The organism is Kitasatospora sp. NPDC056138 (genome assembly GCF_042264695.1).
Lineage (GTDB): Bacteria > Actinomycetota > Actinomycetes > Streptomycetales > Streptomycetaceae > Kitasatospora.
Genome location: NZ_JBHJVK010000030.1, coordinates 66,371 through 79,469, shown reverse-complemented (window position 1 = coordinate 79,469; position 13,099 = coordinate 66,371). Strand labels below are relative to the sequence as shown.

Genomic DNA, 13,099 nt, shown 5'->3' with positions numbered 1-13,099 from the left:
CGACCCGCAGCGGGCACCATCGACGCTAGGCCGGATTCACCGTAGCGCAAGACCTCCTGACGTCGCGTTGACCATGAACCCGGCTCCCCTGACGCGCTCTTGACGCGTCCCGGCCCGGCCGTGGCCCCGCCCGGCGCCCGATACCCGCAGGACACGGCGGCGGACCGGCGGCGGCGGGCGCAGACTGGAGGCAGGAGCGCCGGTTCGGGGCGCCCCGGAAATTGACGGAAATCCACGGGACACCGGCGGCAACCGGGGGAAGACCCCCAGCGGCCGGGGTCTCCACGGCCCGGGAAGTCGGCAGAGTTCACGGGAAGTTCACCGGAGGAGGGGACGCGTCGATGGGCGGCACGCTCCTGGCTGGTCTGGCACTCTTCGCCGGGCTCGGTGGCCTGGTGGCCTGCCTCGCGGGGCGGGCCGGCCTGCGGGAGATCCGGTGGCTGCGCCGGGTGGGGCTGCCCGCGCAGGCACTGGTCAGGTACCGGGTGCTGGGCGAGGACGACCGGGCGGGCGGTCCGCGCCCCCTGCTGCAGTTCACCACCGTGGACGGCCGGGTGGTGGAGGTGTTCTCGCCGGTGCCGTCCAGCCGCTCCTGCCGCCTGGTCGACGGCGGGCAGGTGTGGATCACCTACGACCCCGCGGACCCCGGTCGGCTCCTGGTCGACGGCCGCGAGCGCCGGTGGCTGGAGTACGCCTTCCTCGCCTCCGGCGGCGCGATCACCATGACGGCGCTGGCCCTGCTGACGTACCGCGCCTGACCGGGCGAGCCGGGCTGGGCTGAACGGACCGGGTCGAGCGGACTGGGCTGAACGGACCGGGCCGGGCGGACCGGGCTGAGCGGACCGGACCGGACCGGGCGGACCGGACCGGGCGGGCCGGGCGGACCGGGCCGGGCTCGGTCAGACCCGGCCGGGCGCCTCCGTGCGCAGTCTGCGGCGGCCGGAGTCGCAGTGCATCCGCAGCAGCGCCGCAAGCTCCCGGCCGGGCTCCACGCCGAGTTCGCGCCGGGTGAGGCTGCGGTAGGCGTCGTAGCTCCGCAGCGCCTCGACCAGGTTGCCCTCGGCCAGATGGGCCTCGATGAGCGAGCGCTGGGCGCTCTCCCGCAGCGGCTCCACACCGACCGCCACCATCGCCGACTCCACCGCCTCCGCGTACCGGCCGGCCCGGACCAGATGGCGGCTCTGCGCCTCCAGCGCGTGCAGCAGCCGCTGCCTGATCCGCTCGCGCTCGATCAGCACCCAGTCGTCGTACCAGCCGGGCAGCAGATCGAGTGCGTCCGCCCGCCACTTGAGCGCACAGAGATCCCCGGTAGTGGCGGTGCCGTCGATCAGCCGGCCGGCCCAGTCGCAGAGCACGTAGAGGTCGACCACCGTGTGCTCGCGCACCTTGAGCGCGTACTTGTCGGAGTCGAGGATGTCGATGCCGGCGGCTCTGAGCCGCCACAGCGCGGAGCGCAGGTTGCCGGCCGCCCGCAGGTCGTCGCCCAGCGGCCACAGCACCCCCGCGGCGTGCCGCCGTTCGACGCGACCACCGTTCAGGGCGACGAAGGCGAGCAGCCGTTTACTCCCTTCGGGAACCTCCAACCGCCGCCCCGCCTGGACCACCCTCGGCCCGCCGAAGAGATGCAGAGTCGGCGCCTGCCCCTGCCCGGGGATCAGAACCGGCGACTCCAGGAACTGTGCTTGCATGGACGGCCCTCCTGCTCGAAGCCCGACCTGCAGATGGTATGCGCACTTCGTCACCCCATCGTCACCTGGAGCAACCGGAGGCCACCCGACGGCCCTGCGGCACCGCCCCTCATTCCAGTCCGCCCAGCACGATTCCGGTCCGCCCGGCACATCGGTTCCGCGCAGCACATCAGTCCCCGGCCGCCACCGCAGCGCCCGCCGACCCCCCGCCGCAGTAGCGCACCGCGCGTCGCACGAACGCCACCCAGCTCCCCTGCTGCTCGCTGCACGGATCGGCCGGGACCAGGATGTCGACACCCGTCCGGCACGGCCCGGCCAGCGGGATCCGGTCACGGTGCTGCGCCTCCTGGACCGCCTGCGCGATCTCGGCCGGACCGTAGTGGCAGATCCTCAGGTCGAGTTCGGTCCCCAGCAGGCGGGTCAGCACCGCACCGAGATCGGCCGTCGTGCCGTAGCTGCACGGCAGGTAGCCGGCGGGCGGGAGTTCGTGGATGCCCAGCCCGGCCAGTCCGAGCAGGTCCTGGCGGGCCTGCTGCGGACCGCCGAGCAGGCCGGCACCCAACTGCTCGACCATGCGGGCGATCTCCTCCCCCAGCTCGGTCTTGGTGTGCCGCTTCAGGTAGGACTCGTCCAGCCGGGCCAGGCGATCCGTCAGGGACGCCAGATCCGAGGCGGGGAGCGGCTGCGCCCGGGAGCGGTCGGCCAACAGCTCCTGGAACTGGAGCACTTGGGCGGTGAAGACGTCCCACGGACGCATCCCGAGCCGGCCCTGCCAGTACCGCTGCGGCGGCGGACCGCCCCGGTCGCGCCGGGCCGCCCAGACGTCCACCTCCCAGCCCTTGCGGTCGTCGCTGACCGGGACGAGCACCGCCAGCCGGACGGCCGTCGGCCTGGTCGGGGCGGCCGGCGGCGGCGCCCAACTCCCCGGCAGGGCGGTCCATCCGGCGGGACCGTAGGGCCACGGGGACGCCTCGGTCCGCTCGGCGGCGAACAGGCGCGAGGCGAGCCAGCCCCGGCGGTCGGCGGGCGGCTGACTGCCCAGGGAGCCCTCGGTGGCCGGGGTCAGCCTGATCCGCACCCCCTCGGCGAGGTACGGGCGGCGGGTGGCACCACCCGAGCAGGGGTCGTCGCAGAGCGTCCCCTGGACCGCGCTCTCGCCGAACTCCCAGGCGGCGGAGGTCGCTTCGACCCACCAGAAGGTGTCGGTGTCGGGTGTCAGGGCGGCCAGCGGCAGCGAGACGGCCCGGCCGGAGCGCAGCGGCCGCCCGTACGCGTCGATCGCCAGGCCGCCGCCGATCTGCAGCACACCCTGGCTGTTGACCACCTCGAACCCCTCCACCACGCCGGGGCCGCCGCCCGCGCCGACGGCCGTGGCGAGGGCGAGGGCGTAGTCCTGCATGCGGGTGAGGTGTTCCGCACGCAGGAACAGGCCGTCGAAGGGGTTGAGCCGGTCGACCCCGCCCCCGGCCGTCGCCGGGGTACCGTCCGAACCCGACGAGGCGGTACCGGTGTTGTCGCCGCTCCCGGTGCTGCCGGTTCCGGCGCCGGTTCCGCTCCCGGTGCTGCCGGTGTCGTCCGCCGGCGACTCACTCGCGATCGTCATGCGTCGGCCCTCCCGGCGCCGTCGGTGCGGGTCAACTGTGCGGTGACCACGGCGTCGTGGCCCTCCTCGCGGGTGCCCGGAGGGCCGCCGCGCAGCCCGGCGAAGGGCGCCTTCGGCTCCCGTCCGTAGCAGGGCGTCGGCCCGGTGCCCCGGATCCGGACCCGCACCAACTCGTACGCCGGCGCCTGGTCGAGGTCCACCACCACCCGCAGCCCGCCGTCGGTCAGCCGGACCGACCGCACCTCGTCGGTGGACCAGCCGTAGCCGTGGTCGGAGAGCGAGTGGATCTCGATCGAGCGGTCGAGCGAACCGTCGGCGAGCGGAGCGGTGACGCAGAAGCTCAGGCAGGTGTTGCCGCGCGACCAGCGGACCGAACCGGGCTCCAGACGCGGCCCTCCGGCGTCCGGCTGCGAGGTCTGGCCGAGCAGGGCGGGGGCGAGGCCGCACACCAGCTCCTGGACCGTGGTGGTGGGAAGGATCACCGTACGGACGTCCTGGTCCACGGTCACGGCGCCGACCTGCACGGTGCCGTCCGACACCAGGACGTCGACGGACAGCTTCGCCAGGACCACCCCCGCGTGCTCCTCGGTGACCGGCAGCAGCGGCGGGCAGGCGTCGCCCTCCGCGCACCGGGGTGCGGCCTGCCGGGCGTCCTCGGCGGCGAGCCGGCGGAAGGTGTGCAGCAGGCGCAGTGCCCGCTCGTGCGGCGGCGCCTCGGCGATCTCGGCCGGCAGCTCGGCCGCAGCGCGGTCCGGTCCGGCACCGGGCCCGGTCTCGTCCAGGCCCAGCAGGCCGCGCACGCGGGGAAAGGGCCGCCAGGGCGCGGGGGCGGCCGGCCGGATCGAGAGCCGGACGGACTCGACGACCCGGGAGAAGTCGTCGTGCCGTCGGGTGACGTCGCAGGGATCGGCCAGCGCCGGCACCGGCCGGTCCGGGAGGGCCGTGAACTCGGCGACCACCCAGCCCGTCAGCTTCCTCGGCTCTCCCGGGCACTCCGGGCTCGCGGGCTGCTGCGGCTCGTGGGCGACCCGGTCGGCGGCCCAGGCCGACAGCGACAGGCACCACGAGGCCTCGAGACCCAGCTCGCGGCCGAGTCCGTCGACCGCCAGGCCCGGTGCCACCCTGAGCTCGTCGCCGTCCTGCCCGACGCCCAGGCCCCAGACCACGCCGGCGCCGTGCAGCCACGCCGAGTGCAGCATCTGCTTGCCGCGCGGGTTGCCCATCAGCACCCGGAAGTCGTCCTCGCCGAGCAGCATGCCGAAGGCCACCCGCAGCGCCAGGAAGGGATTGACCGCCAGGTCCTCCACCGAGGTGGGACAGGGCGGCACCGAACCGCCCACCGAACCTTCCGAACAACCGCATCCACCGGGCGCGTCACCGGCACCGAGCATCGTCATGGTCTCTCCTCCCGGGAAGTCCTGGCAGTCTCAGCGGCGGCACCGGCGGCGGGGGCAGCTCCGGTGGCGGGGGTAACGGTGGCGGCAGCGGCCTCGGCGAGCGCCCGCTCGGCCCGCTCGTCCTTCGCCGCGCCCGGCCCTCCGGCCGGCTCGCCGGGGAACGGCCGGCTCACCTTGGCGTACTCCCTGCGCATCTCCTCGGCGAGGTGGCGCTGCCCGACCCGGCAGCCGGCCGCCGCCGCCCGGAAGGCCGCACCGATCGCGGCGTTGCGGATCCAGCCGCCGGGCACCGGATAGCGGTGCGCCAGCGCGGCCAGGTCGACGTCCCCGCCCCGCACCGCCGACGGCAGGTGCAGTTGCCAGAGCCGGTGCCTGCTCGCCTCACCGGGAAGGTCGAACTCGACGACGAAGTCCATCCGGCGCACGAACGCCGGGTCGATGTTCTGCCGCAGGTTGGTGGCCAGCACCGCCAACCCCTCGAACCTGTCCAGCCGTTGCAGCAGGTACGCGGTCTCCAGGTTGGCGAACCGGTCGTTGGCGTCGGATATCTCGGTACGCCCGGCGAACAGCACGTCGGCCTCGTCCAGGAAGAGCACCGCCTGCGTCCGCTCGGCGACGTCGAAGGCGGCGGCGAGGTTCTTCTCCGTCTCGCCGATCCACTTCGAGACCACCTGCGACACGTCCACCACCAGCAGGTCCGTACCCGCCCCGGCCGCCACCACCTCCGCCGCCAGCGACTTCCCCGTCCCCGGCGCACCCGTGAACAGCAGCCGCACCCCGCCCGCCGCCCGCGCCGCCCGCCGCACCTGCCAGTCGTCCAGCACCAGCGACTGGTACTCCAGCCGGGCCACCGCGTCCCGCAGCTGCCCGTCCGCCTCGGCGGCCAGCACCAACTGGTCCCAACCCGCCTGCGGGCGCAGCAGATCCACACCAGGTGGCAGCACCGCAGCGGCCCGGGCCCGGATCGAACGGGCGACGTCCGAGATCGATCCGCCGTGCGGGGCGGCGGCGCCACCGCTGCGCAGGTCCAGCGCCACCTGCGCGGTCAGGGCCGGGTCCAGCGGGTGCCGGGCCGCGAGCGCCGGGGCGTGCTCGCTCGCCTCCGGCAGCGCCGAGCGCCAGGCCGCCCGCCGGTCCTCGACCCCGATCGGGCCCAACGGCACGGTCAGCAGCGGGCGTTCGGGGCCCGGCCGGACGGTGCCGGGCGCGGCGCAGACCAGGATCGGACCGGCCACCCGGCGCAGATCCGGCACCACCGGTCCACCGCCGCCGGGCGCGGGCGGCACCAGCAGCACCGGAACGGCGCCGCGCACCGTCGCGTGCAGACCCAACAACCCCGTCGCCGCCGGGTCCTCGGGCCGTCCACGGCCGGCGAGCAGGCCGCACCCGGCAGCGTGCGCGAGGGCGGCACAGCGGCTGAGCGCCACCGTCTCGTCCTGCGCCGGGATCAGCAGCGTGCATGGCGCCGCGGACCGGAGCGCGGCGACGGCCCGGACGCTCCCGGGCAGCGCCAGCCAGCCGTCGAGGCCCGCCACCGGCGCTCCCGCGTCGACCTCGGCCAGGGCGGCGGGCCAGGCCGCGAACCCGTGCAACGCCTCCCAGAGCCGGTCGGCGAGGACCAGGCAGCGCTCGTGGAACGGCCCGTCCCCCAGCACGACGAGCGCCCCGGCGCGCACCGCCGGGCCCTCGTGCAGCAGTCGGCGCAGCACCGTCCGGGCGGGCGGTGCGGCGGACCTGGCGCCGACCGGCCCGGCGGTGCCCCGGCGGACCGGGGAGCAGATCGGGCTGCGCAGCAGCGGACTCCGCCGGCCGCCGCGCCGGTCGGTGCGGTCCAGCAGGAGCGCGGCCAGGCCGACGCTCGGGTACGGCTCACCCCTGGGGTGCATGGTGCGGAAGGTGCGGGCCATCCCCTCGTGCTCCTCGGGCAGGCCGGCCAGCAGGACCAGGTCCAGTTCGTCGGTACCGAGCCCGAGCCCGTGCGCGAGCCGGCCGAGCGGGGACTCCTCGCCGCCCGCCGACGGCCCCAGACCGTACGCGGCCGCCTGGCGCTCGGCGCCCTCCGCCCACTCCCGCAGAAAGCCCGCGGTCGCTCCGGCCGCCTCCGGACTGCAGGTGTCGTCGAGCAGTTCGGCGACCCGGCGCGCCTGGGCGGCCGCCCTGGCCGACAGGTCGCAGCTGGTCAGCTCGGACGGCAGAGCGGTGGGGAAGGGCTCCGTCGAGGACCGCTGCCACGGCAGTTCAGGCATAGACATACCGCACCACCACCCCGAGCCACGGAACCCACCCCGGATCGAGATCGAGCCCGGCGCGACGGACCTCGACCGCGACCCCGGAGACCGGCAGCCGCAGCTCCAACCAGCCCGGCTCCACGGACACCATCCCCTCCCTGCGGGCGAGTCGGACGATCACGGCTGCCGGGTCCACGTCCGGGGCCGGATCCGAGTCCGGGTCCGAGTCCAGGACCGGGGCCGGGGCCGGGTGCAGGCGGGCGGCGGTCACCGCCGCCCAGTCCCGGGCGAGCGCCTCGACGCAGCTGCGCTCGTCCGGTGTCGCCGGGGCCGAGTCGAGCAGCCCAGCCGCCCGGGAGGCGTCCAGCCCAGCCAGGGCGAGCAGCGCGGCGTCGTCCGCCGCCACCGCCGGCAGGAGCGCACGGCCGGCCGAGTGCAGTACCCAGCGCAGCGGACGGGCGGCCAGCGCGGGTTCGTCCAGGATCCTGTGCGGCAGGCCAGCTTCGGCCGCCGTGGCCAGCAGGAAGAGCAGTCCGGCCCAGGCGGTGGGCACTCCGCCGTCGGCGTCGCCGGGCGGTCCGGGATCCGGCGCTGCCGACGCGACCGGGGCGGGGGCGGGGACGGACGGCGTCTCGTCAGTGGCGGACAGGGCTACCGGCGAGCCGCTGTGACGTGATGGCGGCCCGGTTCCGGGGACGCCGTCCGGCGGGTGCTCCTCCGGTGCCCGGTGGGCGTGCCCCGCGGGCCGACCGTGCCGGGCGGTCAACTCTCGTGCGATCAAGGCGGGGAGGGCCGGGTGCGGGTGTCGGTGCAGGGAGGCCGGGTCCGTCTCGGCCACGACCAGTACGGCCCACGCCGTCGAAGTCCCCGGCTCGGGGCGCAGCCGCGAACCGCGCACCAGCTCGGCCAGCCGCGAACCGTTCACCAGACGGCGGGCCAGGGCCTGTTGCACCTCGGCGGCAGCCTCGCCATGACCGGGGCTGTGGCCGGGGCTGTGACCGTGGCTGTTCCCGGGACTCGGATCGTGCTGGTGGCCGGACCCGGACCGTGTGGGCTCGGACCAGGACGCCAGCGCCACCAGGGCGGCCGCCCGCTGCCAGCCGTCCCGGCCGAGCGCCCGGTCCAGCGCGGGCAGTCCGCACTCCGCCGCCGCCCGCAGCAGGGCGGCGGCGGCGTGCTGCCGGCTGCGCGTGAGAGCGGTGAGGATCGCCGCGCCCGGAGCGGCGGAGGGCGATTGGTCCCCGGGGCGCAGTACGGCGGCCTGCCGCCAGGCCCAGCTGCGTTCGGTGCGACCGGTGGCCGCCCCGGCGACGAAATCGGCCAGCAGGTCGATCTCGTGGCGGTAGTGGACGACCTCGCCCGAGCCGTCCCGGACGGCCCGCTCGATCGCGGCGGCGAGCGCCTCGGACCAGCCGGACGCGAGTGCGAGGTCGGTCCGGGCGGGGTCGAGTGTGACGGCCACGTCGATCCTCCTGACGCACCATCGGCCCGGCGGCAGCCGCAGGGCGTCCAGCGCCTGCGCCAGACCTCCGCCGACCAGGTGCCGCAGCGGGCCGTCGAGCCTGCTCCCGGGGAGCTCCTCGGCAGCACCCGGGTGGAGCGTCGTCGTGAGCCGCTCGATGGTCACGGCGGCGGCGGAAGCAGTGGCGCCGGTGGACGTACTCATCCGACCCTCACCGCCCCCGCGATCGACGTGTCGCCCAGCCTGGCCGCCGCCGACGGCACACCCACCACGCCGTCGCCGCCGACCAGGACGTGCCCGAGCACGGCCGGCCCCCAGGCCGCACCGGGGCCGACCACCGAGGTCAGGTCGAGGTGCAGGCTGCGGCCGATCCGCATACCGGATCCCAGCGGGCAGATGTCCACCAGGGTGTGGGCCGGGCGGTGGGTCTCCACGATGCTGCGGACCACGTCGAGCCGGTCGCCGTCGAGTGGGGCGGCGATCAGGACGGTGAAGCGGTGGGCGGAGGCCGAGTAGCCGTCCCGGCCGGGGAGTTGGCCGCCCACCGTGAAGTGCCCGAGTGCCCCGGCCGACGCGGCCGCGCCGCCGATCGCGGGGGCCGGCGGTCCGCCCGGCGCGGTGCCCAGGACCGCGCCGCCGAGGCCGCGCAGGCGCCAGTTCTCCACGATGCCGACCGGGACTTGCAGGTGGATCCGCAGGATCCGTTCCAGGCAGGACAGGGTGCCCCGGATCCGGAACAGGTCGTACGCCTGGGCCACCAGTGCGCGTCGGGCCTCCACCGTCCACCGGCGGTCGAGCACCACCCCGACCAGGCCGGCCAGCCAGCCCAGCGCCTCCTGCGGGGTGGCGGTCGGGTCGAGCAGCAGTGCGCGCAGTGCGGCCCGGCCGTCCAGTTCGTGCAGCATGCCCTCGGCCGGGGCGAGGAAGCGTTGCAGGAAGTCCGCGTCGGCCTCGTCCCGGCTCCACGAGCCGGGCAGTCGGGCCGCGAGGCGGTGGCCCGGGTGCTCGACGCGCATCGCGCGGACCCGGGGGGTCAGCCGGGCGGTGCCGCCGAGCGTGAGGACGACCCACAGGTAGCGGCCGGGCGGGGCGGTCACCGGCGCCTCGTACGTTTCGTAGTCGTCGTCGGGGGCGATCTGCGCCCAGGGCCATTCGCGGCCGGTCGGGCGGCGGAACAGCGCTGCGGGGTCGGGCAGTCGGGCGAGCCGGGCGAGTGAGGGCAGCGGCGGGGTCAGTTCGGGGTGCCGGACCGCGCGCTGCCCACGCCCGGCGGGAGTCCGGGGCAGCGGATCGGGGACCTCGTCCTCGTCACTGCTCAGGAAGCTCACCCGGACGTCCGTGCCCGGCGGGATGCAGGCGTCGACGAACAGCCGGCCCCAGCGGGTGCGGTAGCTGCCGGAGTCCAGGCGGTAGCTGACGACGCTGCCCTGCTGGGTGTAGCGGGCGGCCGGACCGGCCGTCCAGCCGAAGCCGTCGGCGGTGGTGAAGGCGGTCCGGCCGTCGGGCGCGACGGCCAGGGCGCCGCCGTCGTGGCCGGGCGCGTGGAGCGGCTCGATCTCCGCCCAGGACGCCCCGTCGGGGCCGAAGCGCCGGAGCGGCCGGCCCGGACCGCACGCGACGACCAGGGTGCCGTCGGCCGTGAGGTCGAGGTCGCTCGCCGCCGCCACGGTCAGCGCCCCGCTGCCGTCGGCGCGCGCGAGGACGGCGAGCGGGCTGCCGGGCGCCGACCAGAGCAGGTGGACCCGGCTGCCCGAGGCGGCCACCCGGACCGGCGCGAGGCCCTCGGCGCCGGGCGGCCGGAGCACGGCGGGCCCCTTCAGCGGACCGCGCCGCCCCTGGAGCAGGACCAGCCCGGGCGGGTCGGCGAGCAGCACGACGGCCCCGCCGCAGACGGCGGCCACGTCGAGCGGCCTGCGTGCCCGCTGCGCGGCCGAGCGGACGGGGACCCGGCGCAGCAGCCGCCCGGCCCACAGGTCCACCACGTGGACGGCGCCGCCGCAGGATTCGGCGATGTACAGGCGCTGCGCACCGTCGACGGCGAGCCCTCGGGGGGTGCGCAGCGCACCGGGGTGGTGCGACGCGGCGCCCCGGGACGACGCGGCGGCGCCGCAGGGGCGGCCCGCACCGCAGGGACGGGCCGCGCCGTCACAGGGCTGGGCCGCAGCGCCGCACGGCTGGGTGGCGGCGTCCAGCACCTCGACCCGCCCGTCGGCGGGCCGCGACCGGTATGCCCGGCCCCACCGGTCGAACGCCAGCCCGGCAGGACCGGCACCGGGGGCAGGGGACGCACCGGCGCCACCGGCCGGCCCCCCGGGGGCGCCGGGGTCGGTGCGGCCCGAGGCCGCGGCCACCGCCGGGTCGGGAATGTCCCAGACCAGCCCGACGCCGCCCTCCGCCAGCAGAGCCGTGGCGTTGTGGCTGCACCGGGCCCACTGGTCCGGATCGGCCAGGACGCTGATCGCCCGGTCGCCGTCCATCAGCAGACCTCCGGTGGGAGCGGGACCAGGACCGGGTCACCGCCGGGCAGCGGTGTCGCGGGGTAGCCGGTGCCGGGCGGCAGCGGGGAACCGGTGACGACGGTGATCCCGGCCAGCCCGGGCACCTCCCACGGCCGCATCGGCACCAGCGGAGCGGTCACCCAGTCACCGGCCGCCGCACCGGCCGCCGGATCCGCCACCGCACCGGCTGCCGCACCGGCCCCCGGCCGCCAGGCGAGCCGCAGCTCGTCCTCGATGTACTCGACCCCGTCGACCTGCACCGCGACCGCCTCCAACTCGGCCCGCCGCACCGCCCGCCCGAGCGGCCAGCCGGCGCCGTCCGGCCCGTACGGCGGCAGCGGAGCGAGGTACTGGCGCAGGATCAGTTCGACCCAGCGCCGCACCGCGTCCACCTGGAACCCGTCCCGCACCTTGACGCCCACCGAGACCGCGATCTCCCGGTACGTCGGCGGGATGACGTACAGCTCGGTGGTGACCAGCCGCCGTGGATCGAGGTAGGCCGCGACCCGGCGCAGCAGCGCGAGGTCGGGCAGGGGTGCGCCCGGGTCGCGCAGGTCCTCGGTCGGGAAGACCAGCACGCTGACGACTCCGGCGGCCGGCTGGGCCGGGGTGTCGGGGTGCAGCAGCGGCAGGGCCTCGGCCCGCCGTACGCCGGGGACTTCGAGCGCGAGGGCGCGGAAGTCGTCGGCAGTGACGGCTCGGTCCCGGCGGTGCACCTCGGCGGGGAGGGCGTCGAGCGCGTCGGCCAGTGAGGCCGGGTCGGCCCCGCCGGTGGCGGGCAGCAGGTTGCCGACCTTGGCCCCGGCGACACCGGTCAGCGAGGTGATCGCCCCGGCCGGGACGTTCCCCGTCGCGCCGCCGCCGTAGCGGTAGGAGAGGACCCTGATCCGTTCGCCGATCTGCGGCAGCCTGGTGCGGGTGCCGAAGGTGACCGTGCCGGCGTCGAGGTCGACGGTGTAGGACCGGTCCAGCGGGCCGCCGTCGGCGAAGCTCTCGACCTCCGTCCAGCTCCGCCAGCCGTCGGCCTCCTCGACCTCCAGCCGGACGGTGCCCGCCAGCACCGGGTTCCGGGTCAGCCGGAAGGTCTGGCCGGCGTCGCCGGTGCCCGTGCCGAGCAGTTCGGGGGTGGCCGTCCGGGCCTGGACGGCGCCGACCGCGTTCAACCCGACCCAGCCGATCCGGTGGATCGCGTCGTTCTCGGTCGCCGGGCGGCGCACCCGCAGCCAGCCGATGACGCGGGCGGCGAGCCGCTCGTCGTCCAGCGGTGGCGGGCTGAGCAGGTCACCGGCGCTGTGCGGGGCCCTCGGGTGGAGCGGGAACGCCTCGGGCAGCAGGACGGTGACCACCCCGGTGGTGGTCAGGCCCCGGGTGGTGTCGGCGAGGACGGCGAGCGGGGTGAACGGGACCGGGCCCGGGGCGGCCGGGCCGTTCCACAGCTCCCAGAGGAAGGCGGGCGGGTCTGCGGTCAGTTCGCTCGCCTTCAGCCTGGTCGGGTCGGCGGGGTTGCGGGCCACCAGGTCGAAGGGGCGGGGCAGTTGCTCGTCCAGGGCGAAACCGACGAAGAGGGCGCGGTTGCGCAGGAGGGTCGGGTCGGTGGCGCTCCTGGCGAGCAGCGGGATCCACAGGCAGCGGTCGACGGTGGCGCTGACGTCGAGCGGTGCCTGGCCGGCGGCCGACGGGTCGACCGGGACGGCGGTGGTGACGTAGAAGGAGGCGCCCGTCCGCTGCGCCCTGCACTGTTCCTCGGCGGGCAGCGCGGCCACCGCGTCCTGCCGGCGGCGCCGCTCGGTGGCGGCCCGCGCCGGGTCGTCGGCGAGGGCGGGTGCGGCGGTCTTGCCGACCGCGTACGTCTCCAGCGGCCAGGCGACCACCTCGTTCTCGGTCTCGAAGGCCAGTGCGCCGGCCCGGGCCTCGGTGCCGCGCAGCACCTGGACGCCCTGCGGCAGTTCGGTGTCGAGGACGAGCAGTGTGCGCGCGCTCCGGGCGGGCCGTGGCCGGACTCCGAGCAGGCGCAGGAAGGCGACCTTGGTCGCGTCGGGTATCTGGTTGAAGCGGAAGAGCAGCGACTCGCCGAGGTGGGCGAAGAGTTCGAGCAGGACGACGCCGGGGTCACCGGCGTTGTGGTCGGTCCACTCGGGGGCGTAGACCGGGATGCGCCTGACCAGCTCGTCCCTGAGCTGTTCGAAGGTGCGGTCGTCGAGGATCGGGCCGATCAGCGCCATT

General features: G+C 76.2%; 8 protein-coding genes. 1 reads left to right on the top strand and 7 read right to left on the bottom strand.

All coding sequences use genetic code 11. The annotated features are described in order from the left end of the window. Nucleotides 1-341 precede the first annotated feature (341 nt). Nucleotides 342-758, top strand: a complete 417-nt coding sequence (locus ACFC1R_RS19610) for a DUF3592 domain-containing protein (protein ID WP_375940182.1) — start codon at nt 342-344, stop codon at nt 756-758. Between the two features lie 141 nt (nt 759-899). On the opposite strand, the gene ACFC1R_RS19605 is transcribed toward ACFC1R_RS19610, so the two are convergent. The 7 genes from ACFC1R_RS19605 to ACFC1R_RS19575 all read right to left on the bottom strand — a co-directional run bounded on the left by ACFC1R_RS19605 (nt 900) and on the right by ACFC1R_RS19575 (nt 13,098). Beyond that, entirely contained in the window at nt 900-1,688 is a 789-nt protein-coding gene (locus tag ACFC1R_RS19605) for a BTAD domain-containing putative transcriptional regulator (RefSeq protein WP_375940180.1), read from the bottom strand. A gap of 169 nt (nt 1,689-1,857) precedes the next feature. Then, nucleotides 1,858-3,291 (bottom strand): hypothetical protein, encoded by a 1,434-nt coding sequence (locus ACFC1R_RS19600; RefSeq protein ID WP_375940178.1) that lies wholly within the window; start codon nt 3,289-3,291, stop codon nt 1,858-1,860. Next, nucleotides 3,288-4,688 (bottom strand): hypothetical protein, encoded by a 1,401-nt coding sequence (locus tag ACFC1R_RS19595; protein WP_375940176.1) that lies wholly within the window; start codon nt 4,686-4,688, stop codon nt 3,288-3,290. The genes ACFC1R_RS19600 and ACFC1R_RS19595 overlap by 4 nt, the downstream gene beginning before the upstream one ends. Next, nucleotides 4,685-6,940 (bottom strand): ATP-binding protein, encoded by a 2,256-nt coding sequence (locus ACFC1R_RS19590; protein ID WP_375940174.1) that lies wholly within the window; start codon nt 6,938-6,940, stop codon nt 4,685-4,687. The genes ACFC1R_RS19595 and ACFC1R_RS19590 overlap by 4 nt, the downstream gene beginning before the upstream one ends. After that, nucleotides 6,927-8,582, bottom strand: a complete 1,656-nt coding sequence (locus ACFC1R_RS19585; RefSeq protein WP_375940172.1) for a hypothetical protein — start codon at nt 8,580-8,582, stop codon at nt 6,927-6,929. The genes ACFC1R_RS19590 and ACFC1R_RS19585 overlap by 14 nt, the downstream gene beginning before the upstream one ends. After that, entirely contained in the window at nt 8,579-10,855 is a 2,277-nt protein-coding gene (locus ACFC1R_RS19580; RefSeq protein ID WP_375940170.1) for a phage tail protein, read from the bottom strand. The genes ACFC1R_RS19585 and ACFC1R_RS19580 overlap by 4 nt, the downstream gene beginning before the upstream one ends. Then, the gene (locus ACFC1R_RS19575; RefSeq protein WP_375940168.1) at nt 10,855-13,098 is read right to left on the bottom strand and encodes a putative baseplate assembly protein; all 2,244 of its coding nucleotides are present in this window, start codon (nt 13,096-13,098) and stop codon (nt 10,855-10,857) included. Before ACFC1R_RS19575 ends, ACFC1R_RS19580 begins: the two co-directional genes overlap by 1 nt. Nucleotide 13,099 lies beyond the last annotated feature (1 nt).

Coding starts and splice junctions, on each gene's coding strand:
- ACFC1R_RS19595 (WP_375940176.1), bottom strand. CDS start 4,688: ATGACGATGCTCGGTGCCGGTGACGCGCCCGGTGGATGCGGTTGTTCG.
- ACFC1R_RS19585 (WP_375940172.1), bottom strand. CDS start 8,582: ATGAGTACGTCCACCGGCGCCACTGCTTCCGCCGCCGCCGTGACCATC.
- ACFC1R_RS19605 (WP_375940180.1), bottom strand. CDS start 1,688: ATGCAAGCACAGTTCCTGGAGTCGCCGGTTCTGATCCCCGGGCAGGGG.
- ACFC1R_RS19590 (WP_375940174.1), bottom strand. CDS start 6,940: ATGTCTATGCCTGAACTGCCGTGGCAGCGGTCCTCGACGGAGCCCTTC.
- ACFC1R_RS19575 (WP_375940168.1), bottom strand. CDS start 13,098: ATGGCGCTGATCGGCCCGATCCTCGACGACCGCACCTTCGAACAGCTC.
- ACFC1R_RS19580 (WP_375940170.1), bottom strand. CDS start 10,855: ATGGACGGCGACCGGGCGATCAGCGTCCTGGCCGATCCGGACCAGTGG.
- ACFC1R_RS19610 (WP_375940182.1), top strand. CDS start 342: ATGGGCGGCACGCTCCTGGCTGGTCTGGCACTCTTCGCCGGGCTCGGT.
- ACFC1R_RS19600 (WP_375940178.1), bottom strand. CDS start 3,291: ATGACGATCGCGAGTGAGTCGCCGGCGGACGACACCGGCAGCACCGGG.